The organism is Microbulbifer mixtoriginis (SeqCode) (assembly GCF_052466695.1).
On sequence record NZ_CP174285.1, the window covers coordinates 1534336 to 1556555 of the forward strand.

Consider the following 22220-nt stretch of genomic DNA (forward strand, 5'->3'; position numbering starts at 1 on the left):
TAAACACGGAAATTAAATCTTTTCAATTTCCTAATCAGTGTATTCTGGTACCCGTTTGGGCCATCAAATCTTTAAACTAGTTTGTTACCAGCAGTATCTTTGTCTACCAGTCCATTACTATCGCTGATGAGATTCAAAGAGCCTTGGAGATCTTTGCATTCATCCTGTTTACTGGCGGCTTCATCGGATGCATTCAGCTCGATACACTTGATAGCAATCCCTGTGATATTACGGCGAAAGAAACTCTTGATAGTTGCACAGGAGGTACTACGCTCAATCACTTTCTCTACACTGCCGATCTACAAGGTGGTCACAGTGCCTTTGCCATTGTCGTCCACGCGCTTGTAACGGCTGCGGTCCGGGCCGTAGGTGAAGCGCGTATCGTAGCTGCCCTAAGTGACTAGGCTGGGTTTATCAACGACGGTGTACCGCTTACGGCTGTCCAAGTCACTACTTATGTTTCAGTTGTTGTCGCACTGATAGCTGGTATTGCCGGTATCATAGTAGTGCATCTCTTGGGTAACAGTTTGAATACAAGTCTGATAGAGGCATGCTTGGCACAGGCAATTGAAGCCATTCTATTCAATGCTCTTTAGCAAGTCCTAGCTATAGCTGTGATCGCCACAAAGATCGGTTCTTGGCAAAATTATGAAACTCAAAACTTATTACTGAGTTCGAAAAGAGGGATATATCTTAAAAGCAGAGCCCCAACAAGTACTTTGCCGAGGCTATTAAGTAGTGGTTCCGTTAGATAGAAAGTATTATTTAAGCGTAGGGAATTCAATCTCCTCTTTATCACTAGGGACAAAATAAAGATCTAGCTTTCCTCTCTATCCTTTATATCTAGGATGCTCTTCACCTAACTCAAAAATTATTAGAAAGTAATAATCCTTAAGAATAGAGGCCTTACCTTTCTGCTTATAAGGTTCAAACTGGGAGCGCCTTAGATATCTTATTGCAGCTGAATTAAATGCAGCGCTCGGGCTGAAATCTACCACATTAAGATTATTCGCAATTCCTTGCTTACTTATATCTCCTCGAACAAGCACCCAACCTTCTTGGCCTTTATCAAACTCAGTTTTAGGGTAAAGCATTTTCGGTGAAATAGTTCTTCGAATCTTCCACTCAACTCCCCTATTCAGCATTTGTATATTTGGCTTTTCGCTGACAGGCATCACATTTAGTGACATGCAAGAAGCTAGAAAGAGGTAGCACAAGAAAATTGATTTAGTTTTCGATAGTGACACAATCTTAGTTCTCCACTGGTATTACCGGCTTTGGTTACCGCATGGGGGCGTGGCCCACTGTACTCACAGCTACCAACGCCCGTTTTATAGGTGATATTACCGGCATCATCGTAGCGAACCTCTTAAATGGCAGCTTGACTGTCGGCCTGATAGAGGCGAGCGTAGCGCAGGCGGTTGAGGCCATCGTACTCAAAGCTTTCCTTTAGATCCTTGCGGTAACTACCATCACTACTGAGGTCAGTTTTCAAAAGTATTATGATATTCCTCAAGTACAAGACCTGGCGCTGAATTCGGTCAGGGTGATATGCACTAATAACAAAACCCAGGCAAATTACTCTGGCGGGGTTATTGAATAACTGCTCAACCAAATTGAATGATTCATCTTGACGTCAAAAATTCACACTAACCCTAATTATTTCTAATTATTTGAAAGATCTCTAGTGGAGACCTAAATCTATAAAAACATCTTTATCAATCTACTGGACGACAACCGGAATAATCTATCCGTGTATAGTATTCACTATATTTATCAAAAATTTCATCCGGCTTAGAAAAGTCAATTTCAGCAGCATTGACACCCTCCAAGCTTTCAACTTCCAGAAGAAAGCTTTCTTTATTTTTAAACTCCCTAAAGTTCCCCTCTTCCATATTCAAAATAAAATAATTCACTGAATCATTGAGCTTTATTTTATACCCACCATCACACGCAAGCTTTTCAACGCCCAATGTAATACCAACAGCAACTCTACCATCAGACACAATATCTACAATTGTAGGCCCTACAATAATTTCATTGCCGCTAACGATATAAGTATCGTCTACTCTACTTGCAATATATTGATAACCACTTCCCAGCTCATTTCTTGAACACCCCAACATAAAAATGGTCAGAGTTATCATCAAATAAAATCTAATAGAAATATTCATCTTCATATCTATACTCAATTTCAAAAGGAGTTCCTTGGCCATGTTGATCTATCGCAATCTCATTTAACAGGTTTCTTATATACATTTTTATCTGCCCATTAGGATTTGGCTTAACATCAAAATCATACATACCATCATAAATCCTTCCATTTTGCGGGTTTGTTGTAACATGCCCATGAACTTTTAAATCATCTAACGGCCAAGGAACAACAAATTCACCACCTATATCAACCGTTGATAACTCTCTACCATCAACAATCAATGTTTTACCTCCTGCATTTCTCCACCACCAGCGAGCTTCCTTATAAGATAACTCATGCCCAACTCCCGCATGACCATTTGCGAGCATCTTTTGCATACGTTTTTCAAAGCGTCGAGCAATTCTTCCCGCATGGCCAATTTTCTTTTTTGTAGGGCTATGAACCTCATCATTTAAAGCCCTAGAAAAAGCAGCAGTTATAGCCCCATTGGCAAACTTACCACCTGATACCACAGAGGCTGTGCCACCAACGATCGCGGCTGCGATCACCCTCGCCACACTAAAACCAGTATTGCCTGCATCTATTGAGTCGATTCCTCCTGCAAAGGCCTGGGTAACTCCCGCTGCAGCAAAGCCATGCTTAAACTTTCCTCCCTGGGCTTCAGACAACAGACCACCGGCTACCGAGTGGGCGAAGACTTTTGCAGCATAACCATACCCATTTAAACCGGTACCCATAATACCTTTACCAACTACGCCTTTAGTTGCCCAGCCCGCTCCCTGGAAGGCATTACCAATTCCCATAAATGCCACTGCGCTGAAGGCACCAAAAAAGGCCCCTTTAACCGAACCACTTTGGACTGCTCCACCAGCAGCACCGCCGGCAGCGGCCCAACCCACGGCTGCAGCACTGTTTCCAGCTTGCAGCGCGGCAAAAGCCTGCCCCCCGGTATAAATGGCAATTACTACCGCAACTACCGGTTTTACTACCGAATCTCTCCACTTATTCCAAGAACTATACCCAGATGGATCCGTATAAGTCAGCGGATTATTGTGCACATAGGCGTAGCGGTTGTAGCCCTGAACCGAGGTGATTCCATCAATCATTGGATCTGCGGAGACAAAGCGGGCCAGGGTTGGGTCGTAGACCCGTCCATTCATATGGATTAGGCCCACCTCATCCAGCATTTCATGACCGGTATAACCGCGGTTGCTACTCAGGTGATTAAAGGCTCCCACACTGAGGGCGCTAACTGTATTCGCAGGCGCACCGGCAATCTGCTCCCAGCTTAGGGCATTGCGGCGTTTACCCCAGGCATCAAAGCTGTAAACCAGCTTGTTGCCTGCAGTATCTTTGGCAACCTGACCGGTGCTATCGGTAATCACATCCAGGGAACCCTGGAGGTCTTTGTGTAAATACTGGGTGTTGGTGCTGGTGATTTCATCCGATGCATTCAGCTCGACACGCTCGATAGCAATGCCTGCGATATTGCGGCGATAGAAGCTCTTGATAGTGGCACCGGAGGTGCTGCGCTCGATCACTTTCTCAACGCTGCCGATTTGCAGGGTGGTCACAGTGCCTTTGCCATTGTCGTCTACGCGCTTGTAACGGCTGCGGTCCGGGCCGTAGGTGAAGCGTGTATCGTGGCTGCCTTTAGTCGCTAGGCTGGGTTTATCAAAGACGGTGTAGTCCAGCGTACGGCTGCCCGAGTCGCTACTCATGTTGCCGTTGTTATCGTAGTGATAGCTGGTATTACCGGCTTTGGTTACCGCATGGGGGCGTGGGCCATTGTACTCATAGCTACCAATGCCGGTTTTATAGGTGATATTACCGGCATCATCATAGCGAACCTCCTGGGTGGCAGCTTGACTGCCTGCTTGATAGAGGCGCGCATAGCGCAGGCGGTTGAGGCCGTCGTACTCAAAACGTTCCTGCAGGTCCTTGCGATAGCTACCATCGCCACTGAGGTCGGTTTTAGAGAGCAGGTTGCCGATGGCATTCCAGTCGTAATGCAGATTCTGCACTTGACCAACACCGGGATTGATATCCGTGAGGATACTGGTGAGGCGGTGATGTTGTGGATCGTAGGCATAGGTGGTGGTGAGGCCATTGCCGAGCAATACTTCTTCCACCTGGCCGCGCAGGTTCATGCGCTTAACCCGGTAATAATAACCACTATCTGCGGGGGCAGTTACATCACGCACACCCACTTTAAAACCAAATGGGTTGTATACCGTTTCCACACCGCGCAAATAGTCTTTATTATCCTTACCTACTTGCTGGTTACTGGCATCGAAGCTGCGGCTGACGCGGCTGTATTGGTCGTAGGTAACTTTTTCATAAAAGTCCCCTTCGCCATCCAGTACGCCGAGCACAGTGGTGGTCTCGCCCAGACGACCGTAGATATCGTAGTGCAGCAACTTGAGGTAGCTGACATCCTCCATATTGGCATTGCAGCCTGCAGCAATAGCGACAGGTGCCTGGGCTACAGCGACCAGCTTTCCATCGAAACGGTATTTGGAATCACAACCGGGGTCCTGGTCATAGTACCAGCGGCTGAAGTTCTGCAGGGTGCCCGTTTGGCTGTTACTGTCGAAGCTGGTGTAGTCGGCGCGAGTTACCATGCGGCCGAGGGCATCATAGCTCATGGCGGTGCCCTGCCCCTTGGCGTCCTTCTGCCAGGCCAGCTCACCAAATCCTGTGTAACCGTAAGTCCAGGTGCCCTTATCCGGATCTACCATACGGGTCTTGCGGCCGAGATTATCGTACTCAACAAAAGTTGCCGATGTTTCACCGCCGCCGCTGTTTAGGGTGCGCACCTGTTTGAGATTGCCATCGGCATAGTAGCTGTATTGCAGTTTACCGCCGATATTATCGGTAACCTGAACCAACTCACCGAGGACATTCTTCTGGGTTACCTTGGCATGCTGAGCACAGTTCTTAATAGTTTCCGTCAGACCATTAAAGGTAATCGTACTATCGCACTGGCCACTGGGAGCATCCACGTTGGTGGTGCGCCCAAAAATATCGTAGGAGTATGTAGTCCATCGTGGAGAGCCGCCGCTGCTATAAGGTTCGGAGACCCTTTTAACGCGAGACTGCTCATCGTACTGGGTATCGACAAACACTGAATTACCCAGAAAATCCTGAGTTTGTTTACGAATCTCTCGGCCCAGGCGATCGTGGTACGTTACGCTCTTGGCCTGCTCTATCCCGCTAGTGGTCACTTTAAAGTGAGACGGCACTCCGGCTATTGTAGGGCAGCCGCCGCTATCAGCACAGAGTGTGCTCAAGGTAGTAGCATGGCTGCCGGTCTCGTGGTGTTCAAAATAGCGATTGCCGAATGGGGAATAGGCGTAATGCGTTTCCACACCGCTGATATCCAGCACGCGCTGTGGCTGGCCGAAGGGGTCCATCTCCAGAGCTTGTTCGGCGGTCTGTTTAAGTCCGTTCACCCGATTTAATGCGTAGCGGCCATAGCCGTCAAAACCCGTGCGACCGGTACGGCTTTCGCCCTGTGCATTGGTTACCGTGGATGTAATACGATTGCCGAAGCGGTCGTGTTCATAATGGGTATGTAACTCTTGTGCGCCACCTTTAGCTACCCACTCATCGGTTAATAGGCCAGTCAGGTTATCGTAATCGAAATGCGCGGTTCGCTGGATTTGCGGTGCCGCCAGGGCTCCATACCTCTGGGTAGTAACACTACTCTCACGCAAGCGCGCCAAGTGCCAGCGATCACTGTTCACCACATTGTCGTAGGTATTACTTGTGGTTTTGCTCTGCACTAAGTTGTTAGAAGCATCATAGTGCTTCACCGTTACCGAGCTGACATTGCCATATTTAATATCATTGGCTGCGGTGTAGTTGGTGGTTGTTACCACCTTACCCAGATAACTCCCGCTCAGGCTGTAGGATTTATCCTCTGCCTGACTGATATAGAGCATTACCGTTTTGCCCGATACCGGTGCTATGGATTCCAAGGTGTTAATAGAGCAGCTGATCAGGGTGAGCCCACTACCCTCACAGGTAGCCGGGGTTTTGATATTACTGGCATTGGACTCAATCACCTTGGCCGTCTGTGAGGGCATACCGATGAAGGGATAATCCTGACGGTAGTGGGTAGTGGTCTTCACCTCATTTTGCGGGTCATAAGTAGTGACCGACTCAAAACCGAGGAAACCTCGCCCACCACTCTGCATACGCGCGCCGGCGTAGTGGTAATGGGCCTCGACCGTATTGTTACTGTCATTAGCCGCCGGTGCATCGGAGATTACTTTTTTCACCACGTACATCGGTGAGTACAAATCAAATACCGGCGAGCCGCGTCCGAAGTTTAGCTTAAAGGAGCCCTTCTTACGGGTGTAAACATTCGCACTGTCATCATTCAGGCGCGCGTAACGGATTTCTGTTTTTACCCCGAAGCCATTCTCAACAGACTCAAGCACATCCACCGGTTTATCAGTATGCTTGGGCTTAAACACACGTACATACTTGTCTGTAAGGCCCGAACCACTAAAGAAGCCTGAGCGGGTGCGCATATCATCACAGTGGTTTTCCTGCTCATCGCGGTTCGCGCAGTTCTCAACAATTTCAGGGCGACCATCACCGGTCACATCCATCACCAAGTGACTGTGATCATTCGCATCGGCGCCTAACAACAGGCCAGTATCGATAGGACTACCAAAGCCATTGGATTGATTGGGCAGTACATAGAGATACTGGTATTCGTTGTTTTCTTTGTCGTTGGCATTGGGGTAGAGAATGTCCACCAGGCCATCCATATCCCAGTCATACAACTGGATATCTTCATCTACTTGCTTAGGCAGGAAACCTGCGGAGACAAATTTTTCTCCGTTAAAATAGTGCGCACCCCAGGCTATATTTGCATTTAAGCGGAAAAGTAAATCAGGCAGACCGTCACCATTGAGGTCCCCCACCCTATGTTGCACAGAGTCACCCTCGTTCCCATCGGGTAGTCTGCTCGAGAAAACACTCCTATGCCGCCCTCCACTATCCGACATAAGCACAACAAAGTGATAGTCTGTTCTTGACCTAATGCCGTTATAGCAATCTATAGGAAGTTCTGTGCATACCCAGTTCGTTGACATAATCGCGGTCAGGTCTGCAATACCATCGCCATTAAAATCAGCAACGATATCTTCACCGCGGAGTTTTATAGCGGTGCTTTTATTGTATAGACCATCAATTCCCCCGGGCGGGGTAACGGTAGGAAGGAACAAAGATCGCGTAGAATCTTTGCTCACAAATGATAATGCTCCACTACTATTACTGCGCTGCAACTCCCGGATCATTATTTGAGGGGACTGGCTGCTAGAGTGGGTGGAAAAGCCCCGTGTAAAGCGCACAAAGTCGGGTAGGCCGTCGGCATTAAAGTCGTGCATTTGGCCCAACTGATCCTTTTGATAGCTAATTGCTGTGGGGATATCGGTGCTACTAAACCCGCTGCCATTGGATAAATTCACGGCCCAGTGAGTGCCGGTGTCGTCTATCGGCGCATGTAGTAGGTCGTCTTTGCCATCATTGTTGTAATCTAGCAGGTGCCATTCCCTACGCTCATTGGCGCGAATGCGCATCTGTCCAGATTGCAGCGACAACTCACCCCCGACAGTGCCCAAGGCAACGCGAATATACCGTTTTCCATGACTGCCGTCGTAACGGATAAACACCAGGTCTGTGAGACCGTCGCCATTGATATCCCCATATTTACCGCCCTCATAACCTGAGTGGAAGATATTGGGGTTGGCTGCAGCGCTCACCATGCCTGCCCCAGCGGACTGGGCATAGGTAAATATCGTGGGTCTGCGACAGTTACCCTGGACACACTCCTCAACCTCTTCCAGGAGCAAACGTCCTGTAGCGCTTTTCTGGTAACTGAAGTTGTAGCGGCGTAATTCCACCGAGTCCGCACTGGAAGTAATGGCGGTGAGTCGGCGGGTTGCTGCGGTCTTCTGCCCGAAGAGGTAGCCATAGCGTTTATCGCTACGATTTGTATCGTAGTGGAACTGAATCCGATTCAGCGCTGTATAGTGACCATTCGCGGAGTAATCGACCGCTTCAATCAGGTGTTCACCGAGTGCGGTGTCTTTCAGGTAGCTGTATTCGATACGGTTACCAACACTGTCCTCTTGGGTATTTAAATACCAGGTCTTCTCCTGCTGCGCATCTGCGTTCATACCGTAATAAGAGACAGAGCCATCCTTACGGTACACTTCAAAGCCTTGGCCACTGCCAGTGGCACTCGAGACCAACCGTACACGCACGAAGCTATCCACACTTGTACGGTACTCACTGCCGAGGCTGCCATACTGACCAGACACGAGCTTCAAACGCTGGCCATCCAAACAGAACCGATCGAAGGCACTGCCATTAGCACCGTCTTCTTCAAACGTTCTGCGACAGGCAGTGATAACGGACAGCCCACTGATACCCCAGCCAACTCCTAGAGGGCCGTTATTACCGGAACTGCTGTATGTCACACTGAGCGCCGGTGTACTGCCACCGGATGAAGGACCCACCTGGAGCGGAATGGTATAAGTCGCCGCGCCAGATTCAGTCACGCGGAACTCCCCCGGCAATATGCCGACACGATCGGAAGCCAACACACGAGGGTCGGTAGTAGACAGTGTTGTGGCCTTATAGGGAGGCACCTCCACCGTTACCGGTGGCGGAGTTTGGTCAACCTGAACAATATCTGTGGCAACCGTATTTGAGCAGCTACTGAAACTCGATACCTGGTTGCAGGCACGGACCTGATAGGCAAAAAAGCCGTTATCCAGCGACAGCGTTTTGCTCAAATGCTTGAGATCTGTGTGCTTAATTGGGGCGGCTTTACCCCAACTTACCGGCCCCTCTGCAGAAGATGCGGTACCGGCAATAATTTCATAGCGCACGACCGTACCGCTGGCACTCCCCCAAGTGAGATCAACCTCACCGGAACGCGAGAAACTTGCCGATAGGTTAGGAGATTTGGGCGCACCTGGGGTTTTGGCGACGATGACAGATTGGGCACTGCCGGCCGCGGAACAGGTACGCAAATTACAAGCTATCAAGTAGTAGCTGTAGCTGCCGTCATCGCGCTTGAGCGTGGTACCGGTGAGAGGCGCGGGCTTGGCAGAGCTGGTTTTGAGCTCTTTAAGGAACTTACCGTTCTCGTAAAGTTTGTACTTGTAAACCTGCTGGCTGGAACGATCACTCCAGTTCAGTTTAAGTGAACCGGTAACACTATTGCCTATGGCATCCAGCGCCGGGGCTGTGGGTACCGGTTGGTTCCGGACAGTAACAGCGACAGGGGAGCTCCAGCTGGCACTGCAGCCGGAAGAATTGCAGTTTTTACTACGAAGCTCCCAGCTGCCATCGGCGAGGCTGGTGACAAAAAAGGTACTGCTAGTTGCTGTGCTGTAACTATTATCCGCAGGCCAGCTGCTACCGGCTTTACGTTTCTGCCAATGCACTTTCTCAATGGGGCCAGAGCTATTGGAAGTCAGACTTACGGTGCCATCATAAGATTGTGAACTCCCTATAGAGAGCGTGGTCTGGTTGGGTGCAATCACTACAGTAGCTGACACCGAGGCAGACCCTGCCTCATCAGGCTCAGAGCAGTTAGGAAATGCCCCCTGCAAGCAAACATCGCAATTGTATTGATAGTGGTAAGTACCACTGACATTTAACGTTTCACGAAAAACCTCACCTGGACCATAGTTTGTATTGCTAACAACTGCAAAACCTCGCCTTAAAGTACACCGCTGCGCTTTTGGCCAGTCAGTGTTAAATAGCAAAGTAACTACACCAGTCTTAGAAACAGACTGAACAACTAGCTCAGAAAATCGTACAGTAATGTCTTTTTTACTCGTCCAAGCACTACAGGAATCGACATTCTTATAAGTACTGCAAGCCTTTACCCGGTAAGAGTAACTACTGTTTTTACTATAAGTGAATGTCTTACTGGTCGATGAAAGACTCCAACTTCCAGAAGTACTGCCTGTCTGCTCCAATAAGTACTTTGTTGCCCCTGAAACGGCACCCCAACTAACCCTATAGTTTCCATTAGAGCTAGCACCTGGCACTACAAAATTCGACGGTACTGCTGGTGCACGGGAAACAATGACATCACCAGAACTTTTAAACGAGCCTGTCAAGCTGCCCTCAACGGCTGCTACTCGATACCTGTAGGTGCCTGTTCCACGCCCACTAAAGGTTTTACTAGTGAGCGTACCAGTGTAAATTCCGCTCCACGAGCCGCCATTTTTCTGTTCCTGTAAAACATATTTAGCGGCACCGGAAACTGCTTGCCAGGAGATTTTTACACTTCCGTTAGTGCTAGATGAAGGAGTGCTAATAGACGCAGGTGTTCTTACAACTGTGATCGCGCTGGAATAAGTATAATAACTACAACCGCTAAAACACGCTTGAACCCGATACTCATATTTTCCTGTTGTGCGCCCAGTCAGCGCCTTCGAATTTGAGCTCCCATGGTAGGGACTGCTCCAAGAACCCCCATCCTTGCGCTCCCACAAGATATATCGACTTGGTTTTGTTGTTGGTGACTTCCAGCTAACAGTGAAACTTCCTGAGGTATTAGTAGCCGGTAAGGAAACAACGCCAGGCTTCACAATATTGACATTAACATTATGAGAGCCGCGAAAAATCATATCACCGGGTTCAAAACATTCACCATTGCGCCCAGGCTGTAAGCAGGCTCTACCCCCGTAGAGTTTAATCGTGTACTTACCACTTGAAAGGGTGAATGTTTTTGTACCTCCGCGGGGACTTGTTGAATAAGTGCCATCATAAGCCCCATCCCTGTATACTCTAAATTCGGCTTCTGATGCTCGTGAAATATCTGTGTACGAGATAACAACCTTTCCTGTAGAACTGGATGAAGGCCCAGAGATCCCAGCATAAGCCAGCGAGGTCGTCAACAAAGAAAACAAGTAGAAGAAAAATACAGCAAAAAATAACTTCCAATCCTTGGACACATCAACCCCACAAAAAGACTAAAAATGAAACACACGAAATTGTGGCTAGCTTAACTTAAATCACTACAAAAAAAAGAGATAAAAGTTATAAAAAATGTATGAATTTATCCAATTGTCAGGCTGGTATTAAGGTTGTTAGATTTGCCCGGTGACGGCATTACTACAAGTTGTCAGGGTATTCATACACCCACAAGTTGCATTTACATTTTTACTGGAGCTTGGCCACCCCCTACGATATCTTGAAAACCGTATAATCCCGAATGTAATACACCTTAAAACCTCCCGAAGATAGCCCATCAAGCATTTGACCTTTCTTCTCCATATCTTCTAGGGCTGCAGCCGAAAAATGCACTCAATAGAGAGTACCGATCACCCCCACCCGCTTCAGCCTTGCATACAACTCACCTGGATTAGCGGACCAACATTTATAAGCAATTTTTTATAGTCCAACCTGTTAAAAATTTTTTGGGACTTCATGAAATGAAAGAATCGAAAAAATGTGAAGAAAGCTCAACAAGAAAAACTGTCGAAAGCCAAATATTTCAAACTTTTCAAGCTAGATTTACAAAACGACTATCCGTAACAGCCCTACCCCTCCTAAAAAATTAATGGATACAATAATCAAAACGAAGGTACCGATAACGCAAACGAGATTTCAAGAATGAAGCATTGGAGATAATAAAGGGAGCGACGAAATCGGGAAACCAGGCCGATGGAGTTCTACTGGGCTATTCACAGCCCTCCCTTTCCGGCCAGATACCGGGAGGAGCCTCAATGCCGGCTAGGTTGAAGTCCACACCCCTTACCCCTGAAGCCTTCACTAAATATTGATTACTATGCTTTGAAAATATCAACAGAATTTGGGGCATTAATTGGGCCACAGGTATAGTGAGCGATCATAATCGGTAGGCCATCTTGTAAGAATCTCTTGCACTACACTCATGCAGCACCTCATTTTGGCGCACATCGCTAAAAGCATCGTGTGTACCGAAAGCTCTGATAAGAGACAAAGGTGTGCCCACAATCTACTTCATATCAATTCCCTTATTGCTATTGAGGATGCGTTACTTTCGCAGAGAATACACGAGGGGACTCCTAGGAATGCAATCCTGCGAGAGCCGCTATAGCCACCCGGCCAATAAAATCAGACTTACAGCAATCCAGAACCGACATACCTGAGCATCTCCCCCAGAGATTCTTAAACCAGCAACCTCCATAACCAGCTCATGACCATTATCGAAGTCCGTAAGGTGGACAACGCAGAAACCCCCTCCATTGGTGCTCCTTGGCTTCACACGAGTTACCCTGACTAACCCTCAGAAAAGCGTTGTCGCTATACTCCACAGGTACAACCGCAATCAAATATGATCAACGGGAACAGAAAACGCTTAATTGCCGGTTCTCCTAAGCCAGCGGTACTGTCTTATAACTGTTGGTTACAGACATAGCGGAAAATATTGTTATTTATTGCATAAGCGTACTGGTATGTTAGGCGCCAGCGGAGAACCATCCGGGGCTTGCCCCTCTCTCCACCATCCGCGCACAAAGGCAATGGAATCAAGCTGTTATGTATCGATACGACGACCGGGATCGCGCCATCATCAATGATCGCGTTGCCCAGTTCCGCGGCCAGACGGAACGTTACCTCGCCGGCGAGTTGAGTGAGGAACAATTCCTGCCACTGCGCCTGCAAAATGGCCTCTATATTCAGCGACTGGCCCCCATGTTGCGCATCGCCGTGCCCTACGGCCTGCTCAATAGCAGCCAGCTGCGCCGTCTCGCCCGCGTCAGCCGAGACTACGATAAAGGGTACGCTCACTTCACCACGCGCCAGAACCTGCAGTACAACTGGCCCCAGCTGGAAGATGTCCCAGCTATTCTGGCCGAATTGGCTGAAGTGGAGATGCACGCTGTACAGACCAGCGGTAACTGTATCCGCAACACGACTTCTGACCCCTATGCGGGCATCGCTCTCGACGAGATTGCCGACCCCCGCCCCTACTGCGAGCTAATCCGCCAATGGTCCACCTTCCACCCGGAATTCGCCTTCCTGCCGCGCAAGTTCAAAATCGCGGTTAGCGGTTCCGAGCAGGACCGCGCTGCGATTCGTGTACACGATATCGGTGTGCAGATTGTGAAGCGCGGCGAAGAGATTGGCTTCCAGGTGCTTGTCGGCGGCGGTCAGGGCCGCACGCCGGTTATCGCCGAAACCATCCGCGATTTCCTGCCGGAGGAAGATCTGCTCTCCTATCTGGAGGCGATTGTACGGGTATACAACCAGCTGGGCCGTCGTGATAACAAATACAAGGCGCGCATCAAGATTCTGGTGAAAGCCCTAGGCCCCGAAGAATTTGGCCGCCGCGTGGAAGAAGAGTGGCAGCACATTAAAGACGGGGTAGAGAAATTGACCCCAGAAGCTCTGCAGTGGGCCAAGTCCTTCTTTACCGAGCCTGACTACAAGAGCTTTGATGGTACAGCCAGCGAGGCAGCCCTGCAGCAGCAGGCTGATAGCGACAAGGCTTTTGCGCGCTGGCTGGAGCGCAATACTTACCCTCACCGAGTACCGGGTTACCGTGCTATCAAGCTCTCCACCAAGCCAACGGGTGTGCCCCCTGGTGATGTCACCGACCGCCAGCTTGAGGCCATCGCCGATCTGGCCGATGCTTACAGTTTCGGCGAAGCCCGTGCCACCCACGACCAAAACGTGGTATTGGCCGATGTGGAACAGGGCCAACTGTACGAACTGTGGCAACAGGCGCGCAAACACGGCTTCGCCACACCCAATATTGGCACTCTCACCGATATGATTTGCTGTCCCGGCGGCGACTACTGCTCCCTGGCCAACGCCAAGTCGATCCCAGTCGCCGAAGCCATTCAGCGCCAATTCGACGATATGGATTACCTCTACGACCTGGGCGATCTGAATCTGAACATTTCCGGCTGTATGAATGCCTGTGGTCACCACCATGTGGGCCATATCGGCATCCTCGGTGTGGACAAGAAAGGCGAGGAGTTCTACCAGATACAACTAGGCGGCAGTGCTTCCAACGAAGCCAGTCTGGCCAAGGTACTGGGCCCCAGCTTCTCTCGTGCAGAAGTTACCGGGGTGATCGGCAAGATCCTCGATCTCTACATCGAACAGCGCCAGACAGAAGAGCCCTTTATCGACACCTATAACCGCATCGGCCTGCAGCCCTTCAAGGAGAGAGTCTATGCCAAAGCCAGTTAAGCTGGGCCCACAGCCGGGCAACCCCTCCGAGCTAATTCTCAATGGTGAGGTCAGCGCCAATGATTGGCAGCTACTACCGCAACTGGAGGAAGAGGGAACCATTGATCCAAATACCCTGCCCTCCGGCAAGCTGATCCTACCGCTGCGCCAGTGGTTAGCCCATCGGGAGGCCCTGGCAGAACGCAGTGCAGAAGTAGGGGTCTGGATAGACAGCGACGAAGGTGCTGAGCTTATCGGCAACGAGGCGAATAATTTTCCGTTGATCGCAGTTAACTTCCCGGCATTTGCCGATGGCCGTGGCTTTACCGCCGGCCGTATGCTGCGCGAGCGCTTTGGCTTTAAAGGGGAGCTGCGTGCGGTGGGTGGCTTTATGCGCGACCAGCTCACTTACCTGCAGCGCTGTGGCTTTAACGCCTACGCCTTTGAAGGCAACCAATCCCTCACCAGCCTGAAAGAATCCCTACAGGATTTTGGGGACAGCTATCAGTCCGGTGTAGATCAACCTCTGCCAATGTTCCGCAGACGCTTCTAAGGTCGATACTCGACTGAGTGTGCCCCTGTCCACATTGGCAAGGGCACACTGCTTCTACCCCGGCATTGTCCTCTTCTATTTCCCCAATTAAATACCTTGCCTGAACCCCCTCACAAATCTCATATACAGAAAACCGAGGTCGACCCAAGCCCTTTCCAGCTTCCCTCCTATTAAGCACCAACCAAACCAACTAGATCGCCGCGTCGAGAAGTGCCAACCCATTACCATAAACAACATCGGGCCCAGCCCCCGATACACGAAATGGTATCTGATTCAAATCCCCACCGAGCGTACTAATAGCAAGCGCCACCCGCTTCAATTCCCGGGCACCTGGCCTGTAGTGGCCACTGTGGTTATTGACCTCAAGTATTTGATAACCAGCACCCAGCACAATGGTCCCCGCCCCCAACACCGACCCACCAGCCAGAAATGAGGAATGATGGAAATGACCTAAATTTTTTCTTCCGACATAGAAATTACGCTGTGAATCCACAACATAAATTATGTTGCCCGCAGTGTTTTGCAGGATACCCAGCTCAAACCTTCTTTGCGGAGGAATAACCAGCATGTTTCCTGTAAATGTGGCCAGATGTTTCTGCCTATCCCGGTCGGAGAGATAGCGGACATTGCCATTACGGCCATGGGTCGCCTGGTGGTTGGGATGATGAACTTCCGGCCAATAAGGAGTGGCTACCATTTTTGCCCCCCTTGAGCGACCTAAAAGCCCCAGCGTTTTCAATGTAGAACGCAAATGTCTCCAGCGACTTCTTGCTCTCTGTCTTTTCTCTGCCTCAGTCATAAGATGCTTCCTTCCATCCGGTGAATAAAGTTGAAACAGGGGATCTCCCTAAAGTTCACTGAAAGAATATGGAAAGCAGCATGAACAACTAATGAACACTATGAGTTTTAAAATGTCTCAATGTGGAAATTACCCTTCACCTGTAAGACCATGTAATGGCAGCCAGAAATTTTTAAACCATTATTTAAAAGAGAGTCATGATAAAAGCTGGCCTCCCATGAAATAGAAAGAAGAAAACTTGATGCTTGAGTTGCATTTACAATACAAGCAATATCTACTGAGAAAACTACAGGATGCTTAACCAAACCATTTACATCCATCCGGAATGGTGAAATTGTTCAACTGTCCCCTGAAAAAGTAGCGCCAGGACCACCGGTAAGCGCCCTAATTCCAAGCGGTAGAGCTATGCCAACCAAAACAAAAGTCTTTGTTGATTTTTTGGAAAATGAACTAACTTAAGCTCGAAAAAAATAGAACTGAAAAGCCGAGAATAAAATACCCACTATCCAAGCTGAATCAGCCAGGCCCCAAACTTTAAAGAAATATCACTTAAGATTTACACCAAGCACCCAATGAAAAACCTTATCAAAACTTTGCAAATCTAATTTAGGTCGTTCTTCAATTGAGTTAGCCACTCCGCGATCCAGCTTGGCATTAATCCAATCATCAAGTTGAGCATCCAGAATCACAAAACTGCCTTCATCCAACCCTTTTTTCTGCTCAATCAAATTGAGTATCAGCTTGAATAGCCATTCCTCTTGATCATCCTCTAGTAATTCTTCGCACATTTGCATAAAGTTGACTGGAGGGATTGACAGAAATCTTTTTATATAAAGTACATTCAGAATTGAGCGTATTACATATAACAGCTTTTTAACCTTAATTTCCTTAACCCCTGCGTCCTTTTCTTGCACAAATTTTGTATAACAGTTAAACCCCATGCTGATATAGTGATGCGCTAAGGCCCGCGGCTGCCAACACTTGAGTGCCAGGCTCCGAAGTTCATCCAAAACCTCTTGCCGTTTGAAATACACTTTTGGTGAAAACAGCCACTCGATTAATGTCGGATTGCTGCCCCTTAACAGTCCCAGGGTTTTATTGATATCCCAGCCAACAAGGTCAAGCTCATCCCCCAAGGTCTTATCGAAAGGCACTTCTACGACATCTCTTGGAGTCCCAAGTGTCAAATAGTGGTTAAGATCTCGCTTGTAAATAAAACGTACATCCCAATCACTATCCGGCGACTCAAAGCCCCACGCCCGACTACCAGACTCACAGGCATATAAAATTTCTATACCTTTCTCAGCTTCAAGTGCTTTTAACTTTTCTTGTACTACCAATTCCATCAATTTCTCTCTACCAATCTACCATGGGCAATGGACAAAAGTTACTATTCAAGAGAGTGACACTGCCTTTGAAATGCCACTATTAGCCCCTTCAACGTAGGAAGTCACCACACGATGAATACTTGCATATACCCTACTCTACTTACCGCCCCTTTTCTGCACCTTGTAGCCACCAACCAAATACCCCAGCAACTATCCGATAAGCACTGGGATAGAGATCAAACCAATCAGTAATCAGCGGTCCTGCTTAAAATGCACATCAAAGTGAACTAATGCGGTATAAGCAACTGCACCCATCATTACAACAATGACAAACATTACAAGCCAAGTGACAAAATTTGCTGACAAATTCAAACCGCAGCTTTTACAGACACATTTTATCGAGTTGAGACCACTACACCAGCCAATCAGAGAGATAGGCTTCTCATTACAATCGGGACAATTTTTCACTGTTACTCCAACACCTAAATCTAGCCATAGCCTGGCAACCGAAAACTAAAATTATATTGGATATCCTTCAATACCAATACTTCTGCCCCCCATAGCCAGGCGGCCTAATCTCAATCAAAAACGCCTTCCTGCCCATAAAAGGCGAAACATCTGCTATCATCGCGCCCGCAAAAACCTAAGGGGTGGCCAAGGCCTGAGATGCAAAGGGATCAAGAAGATCACCTTAAGCAAACCCTTGAACCTGATCCGGTTAATACCGGCGTAGGAATAGGTAGGCGTGCCAAAGCCCTCCCCTCGTCGCTCTCCGGGTCTCTTTCATTAGTGTTGATTCGAGAGAGAACCATGAAAAAACTGTTCACAATCCGCCCGATTGCTCAATCTATCGGCCTTGTGGCTGGCCTGTCCGCTGGGCTAGCAATGGCCGCTAAGCCCATGGAGGGCGGGCTTGAGGAAGTGGTAGTGACAGCTCAATTACGTGATACCAACCTGCTAGATCTACCCGGCAGTGTCAGTGTAATCGGCACCAGCAGTATTGAGGCGCGCGGAGCTGGCAACCTGGACCAACTCCTGAACATGGCACCTAATGTCAATTTTTCTACGGGCGCCTCACGGGGGCGCTTTATCCAGGTTCGCGGTATCGGTGAACGCAGCCAATTTATCGACCCAGTAAACCCTTCAGTCGGCTTGGTTATTGATGGTATCGACTTCACAGGCCTTGGCCTGGCCGCCAACACCCTGGACATAGAACAAGTCGAGATTCTACGAGGCCCGCAAGGCACCTTGTATGGCGCCAATGCCCTAGCAGGCCTGGTCAATATGCGCAGTGCCGCGCCCACTTCAGAAACAACGGGCAAAGTCTCCGCCGAGTTGAGCGAATACGGTGGTCGTAGCCTAACCGCCATTGGCAGCGGCAGCCTGACTGAGCAGCTTGGCTACCGTATAGCCGCCAGCGAGCGAAAGTCCGACGGCTATATGGAAAATCAGTACCTGGGCCGTGATGACACCAACAATATTGATGAATCCGTACTGCGCGGTAAGCTGGCCTATTCTCCCAGTGACGATTTAAAACTCGGCCTCACCCTTTTCTACCTTGACGCCGATAACGGCTACGATGCCTTCTCTCTATACAATACCCGCAAGACCCTCTCCGACAAGCCCGGTCGGGACCAGCAGGAAAGCTGGGCTGGCGCTTTAACTGGGCAGTGGTCTGGTAACGAGAATTTCACTCTTGAAGCCACCCTAAGCCATGCCAATTCCGATACCGAATACGGATACGATGAGGACTGGAGCTATATCGGATTTCACCCTTGGGAATACAGCCAAACTGACAATTACCAGCGGGACAAAGACAACACCAGCCTGGATTTACGCCTGCTCTCCACTGAAAGCTCCAAACTCTTTGCGAGGCGCACTAGCTGGGTACTGGGGGTTTATCATCGTCATGAGCAAGAAGACCTCCTGCAGACTTCAGGAAAAACTGAAGGCACAATCACGGAATACAGTTTTTTTAGCAGTGAGTTTGATACCAAAAACAGCGCTGTTTACGGACAGCTGAGCACCACACTAACCGACACTCTCAACCTGATTACCGGGCTTCGCCTGGAAAAACGCAGCGCGGATTATTCTGATTCCTATTCCACTAAGGCAGATAGCAATGAGGATTTATGGGGTGGAAATATAACCCTGGAATATCATTATTCTGAAGACACGCTACTGTACGCCACCGTTTCACGCGGCTATAAGGCAGGGGGTGTGAACGGTGCGATCATCGCAGAGTTCGCGGGTAATGAAGACACTTACAGGGAAATGTTCGAGTTCGATACAGAGCATTTGCTTAACTACGAACTCGGCGCTAAAGGCAACTGGCTGGATAACCGCCTACAGGCGCAGCTAGCGGCTTTCTACCAAGACCGCAGCGATGTTCAAGCCAAACAATCACTCTTTAATCCAGAAAGTAAAAAGTTTAGGGAATACCTGGGCAATGCAGCAGGTGGTGAAACTTTCGGCTTTGAGGCGGAAATAAATTTCCAGGCCACGGATACTGTGCGCCTCTTCGCTTCTGCAGGCTGGCTAAACGCCGAGTTTGTTAACTTTATAAGCAGCACCCACGTGGATACAGAAAAGGATGAAGAAACCGGCACGGTACTATCTCCGGTAAATCTGGATGGACGTGATGTAGCTCATGCGCCAAGCTATCAGTTCTTCACTGGCACCGAGATTGATCTTAGTGCTCACTGGGTACTGCGTCTGGAATTGGAGGGCAAGGATGAGTTTTATTTCTCCAATAGCCACAATGAAAAATCCACTGCATACGAGTTGCTCAACGCCCGCCTCACTTATCGGGCTGATAACTGGGAAGTCTCTCTTTGGGGGAGAAATCTGGCTAATGAAGACTATTACACCAGAGGTTTCTATTTCAGTAATGATTATGGCAACAATCCAGCCAATTTCTACGCTCCTGAACCTTACTATCAACAGGGTGAGCCCCGCATTGCCGGTGTAACCGGTACTTATACTTTCTAATAGGACACCTTGTAATTTAGCAAATAGCCAATGGTTAACGCCCGTGAATTATCAGATACATAGCTATCTGATAATTCACGGACTTAATCGGGTTGGATAGATAGGAGCCAAGGATAGTTACCCCCTGGATCTCGGTGAATAATGAGAAAAGCTATGCAGCTCTCCGCAGAAATCAGCATGTACCCCCTCAAAGATGAGTACATACCCAGTATTCGAGCCTTTATTGAACGCCTGAATAGCCATTCAGGCCTGAGAGTAATCACTAACACTATGAGCACTCAGGTATTTGGCGAATATGATTTGCTAATGGATGTTCTCAAAATAGAAATGCGCAAATCCTATGAGCAGTTTGGACGCGCTATTTTTGTTTGTAAATTTATTGATGGCGACCTAGCCCCGGCAAAACCCCATGCTTAACTCAGAGTTCCTAGAAATTCTGCGCACCTCAATTGCAGCCATGTCTCTTTGGGAAGTGGCAGCTGTTGTTCTCGCCCTTGCTTACCTGTTATTGGCGATGCGCGAGAAAATCAGCTGCTGGTATGCTGCCTTTATCAGCACGGCAATCTATTTAGTTTTATTTTGGGATGTCAGCCTGCTAATGGAATCAGCACTGCAAGTGTTCTACCTGGGCATGGCGATTTTTGGCTGGTGGCAATGGCGTCATCACGAGGATAAAAACAAAGATTTAAGAATTCATCGCTGGTCACTGCAAACCCACTTGATAGTGATTAGTGGTGTTTTCCTGCTAACCCTGGTATTCGGTTATCTGCTAGATAACTTTACCAGTGCCGCCCTACCCTATCTCGATTCTTTCACCACTTTGGGAGCTGTGGTGACCACCTACATGGTGACCCGCAAAGTTTTGGAGAACTGGATCTACTGGATTGTAGTGGATGGGGCCTCCATCTACCTTTACCTGGATAGAGGGCTCTACCTGACTGCGTTCCTCTTTTTGCTCTACGTGGTATTGGTTGTTATTGGTTTTTTCCAGTGGAGATCCATCTACAATAAGCAAAATCAGGCCGAGCAGCCCGGGCTAACCTCTTTAACGGGAAAACAAGCCTCCGCCGCTTTACAGTAGCAATTCGCCCTCTCTATACCTATGCGCCAAAGCCTAAGCGACATCATTCCCTGCGACTGGCATCAGTGGAGCCAGTCCAGGCCTAGGTTTATACGGACCTTGGCAGGTGGGCAGACCAATCGAACCTATTTAGTTTCATCAGGGGAAGAGCTCCTGGTTATTCGCCATAACTCCCCACTTAGCCAAGCGCTGGATCTCGACCGAGTAACAGAGGCCCAAGTCCTCAACCAGGCCACTCGCGCCGGGCTCTGTGCTCCCCTTGTCTATTGTGACCCTCAATATCACTATTTGGTAACAAGGTTTATCCAAGGCCAGCCCTGGCACAAAGAGGGCCCCAGCGCTTTGGAGCGACTTGCCAAACGGCTTAATAGTATTCACTCTCTCCCGCCGGTTAAGAACCAACTGGATATTGAGCAGAAAATAGACCGCTATTGGTCATCGATTAATACTCAAGCAAATTTCTACCCACGTCTTAAACAATTACACCGTGAACTATCCAGCAGTATTAGCGCTTTAAAGGCTGTAAGTGATACTCCCGGTCTCTGTCATAATGACCTAACCAAAGAAAACCTGATCGAAAGTACCAGCGGGGAGCTAATCGCAATCGACTGGGAATATGCTTCCATGGGAGATCGATTTTATGACCTTGCTGCTTTGATTGAAGAGCACCAACTGTCCCCTGCTGAGCAACAACAGCTACTGGTCAATTATCTCCATCGCCCACCAAATGGAGATGACAGGCAGCGCCTGTACCATTGGCGGCTAATCTATAAATATCTATGTGTACTTTGGCATGCACTGCAATGGAGTGCAAAAAAAATCCCCGGTGACTCAAGCACCATCGAATCTCAATGCCAGGCGATATTGGAGTTAGCTGTATCCCGGCCGGCTTAGTAGCCCCTTAGTAAACCCACCTCATCAACCCGACGAAAGCCCTGCCGAGCCCCCAAATGAACATAACAGGAATTAAAGGGGATCCTATATGGGTGAAGCCTTCCTAAACAATACAGCTCAAGATACCAACCACATAAGATCAGTATTGACCGGCCATTGCTTTGCAAAGATATAATCACTGCAGACCTGCACAGGTTTACATCAAAATGCAC

At 48.7% G+C, this 22220-nt stretch carries 13 protein-coding genes and 1 riboswitch; of the genes, 6 read left to right on the forward strand and 7 right to left on the reverse strand.

All coding sequences use genetic code 11. From position 1 onward, the window contains the following. Positions 1 to 71: 71 nt before the first annotated feature. The 5 genes from ACJJI0_RS06690 to ACJJI0_RS06710 all read right to left on the reverse strand — a co-directional run bounded on the left by ACJJI0_RS06690 (position 72) and on the right by ACJJI0_RS06710 (position 10314). Positions 72 to 281 carry a hypothetical protein gene (locus ACJJI0_RS06690; protein WP_444885229.1) on the reverse strand — a complete coding sequence of 70 codons (210 nt, stop codon included), beginning with the start codon at positions 279 to 281 and terminating at the stop codon, positions 72 to 74. Between the two features lie 549 nt (positions 282 to 830). Beyond that, positions 831 to 1190: a TonB family protein gene (locus ACJJI0_RS06695; protein WP_444885230.1), complete on the reverse strand. Its 360-nt coding sequence runs from the start codon at positions 1188 to 1190 to the stop codon at positions 831 to 833. 179 nt (positions 1191 to 1369) lie between these two features. Beyond that, complete coding sequence (locus tag ACJJI0_RS06700; protein ID WP_444885231.1) at positions 1370 to 1495, reverse strand: hypothetical protein; 126 nt, start codon at positions 1493 to 1495, stop codon at positions 1370 to 1372. A 223-nt stretch (positions 1496 to 1718) separates the two neighbouring features. Further along, positions 1719 to 2174, reverse strand: a complete 456-nt coding sequence (locus ACJJI0_RS06705; RefSeq protein WP_444885232.1) for a hypothetical protein — start codon at positions 2172 to 2174, stop codon at positions 1719 to 1721. Then, on the reverse strand, positions 2158 to 10314 hold the full coding sequence (locus ACJJI0_RS06710) for an RHS repeat-associated core domain-containing protein (protein ID WP_444885233.1): 8157 nt from the start codon (positions 10312 to 10314) through the stop codon (positions 2158 to 2160). The genes ACJJI0_RS06705 and ACJJI0_RS06710 overlap by 17 nt, the downstream gene beginning before the upstream one ends. A 2407-nt stretch (positions 10315 to 12721) precedes the next feature. Between ACJJI0_RS06710 and ACJJI0_RS06715 the strand changes: the two genes are divergently transcribed. Both ACJJI0_RS06715 and ACJJI0_RS06720 read left to right on the forward strand, forming a co-directional pair. Further along, positions 12722 to 14383, forward strand: a complete 1662-nt coding sequence (locus ACJJI0_RS06715; protein WP_444885234.1) for a nitrite/sulfite reductase — start codon at positions 12722 to 12724, stop codon at positions 14381 to 14383. Next, positions 14367 to 14915, forward strand: a complete 549-nt coding sequence (locus ACJJI0_RS06720; protein ID WP_444885235.1) for a DUF934 domain-containing protein — start codon at positions 14367 to 14369, stop codon at positions 14913 to 14915. Before ACJJI0_RS06715 ends, ACJJI0_RS06720 begins: the two co-directional genes overlap by 17 nt. 190 nt (positions 14916 to 15105) lie before the next feature. Here the strand turns inward: ACJJI0_RS06720 and ACJJI0_RS06725 are convergent, their stop codons facing one another. Together ACJJI0_RS06725 and ACJJI0_RS06730 are read right to left on the reverse strand one after the other, a co-directional pair. Next, positions 15106 to 15612: an IQM protein middle domain-containing protein gene (locus ACJJI0_RS06725; protein ID WP_444885236.1), complete on the reverse strand. Its 507-nt coding sequence runs from the start codon at positions 15610 to 15612 to the stop codon at positions 15106 to 15108. A 647-nt stretch (positions 15613 to 16259) separates the two neighbouring features. Next, positions 16260 to 17060 (reverse strand): nucleotidyltransferase domain-containing protein, encoded by an 801-nt coding sequence (locus tag ACJJI0_RS06730; protein WP_444885237.1) that lies wholly within the window; start codon positions 17058 to 17060, stop codon positions 16260 to 16262. A 618-nt stretch (positions 17061 to 17678) separates the two neighbouring features. After that, positions 17679 to 17795, forward strand: a riboswitch (TPP riboswitch). Positions 17796 to 17852: 57 nt separating this feature from the next. Here ACJJI0_RS06730 and ACJJI0_RS06735 point away from each other — a divergent pair. From ACJJI0_RS06735 to ACJJI0_RS06750, 4 genes are all read left to right on the forward strand, one after another. Then, positions 17853 to 20033 (forward strand): TonB-dependent receptor, encoded by a 2181-nt coding sequence (locus ACJJI0_RS06735; protein ID WP_444885238.1) that lies wholly within the window; start codon positions 17853 to 17855, stop codon positions 20031 to 20033. Positions 20034 to 20174: 141 nt separating this feature from the next. Continuing rightward, positions 20175 to 20450 (forward strand): hypothetical protein, encoded by a 276-nt coding sequence (locus ACJJI0_RS06740; protein ID WP_444885239.1) that lies wholly within the window; start codon positions 20175 to 20177, stop codon positions 20448 to 20450. Next, positions 20443 to 21114 carry a nicotinamide riboside transporter PnuC gene (pnuC, locus tag ACJJI0_RS06745; RefSeq protein WP_444885240.1) on the forward strand — a complete coding sequence of 224 codons (672 nt, stop codon included), beginning with the start codon at positions 20443 to 20445 and terminating at the stop codon, positions 21112 to 21114. The genes ACJJI0_RS06740 and pnuC overlap by 8 nt, the downstream gene beginning before the upstream one ends. Before the next feature lie 99 nt (positions 21115 to 21213). Further along, positions 21214 to 22008 carry a phosphotransferase gene (locus tag ACJJI0_RS06750; RefSeq protein WP_444885241.1) on the forward strand — a complete coding sequence of 265 codons (795 nt, stop codon included), beginning with the start codon at positions 21214 to 21216 and terminating at the stop codon, positions 22006 to 22008. Positions 22009 to 22220 lie beyond the last annotated feature (212 nt).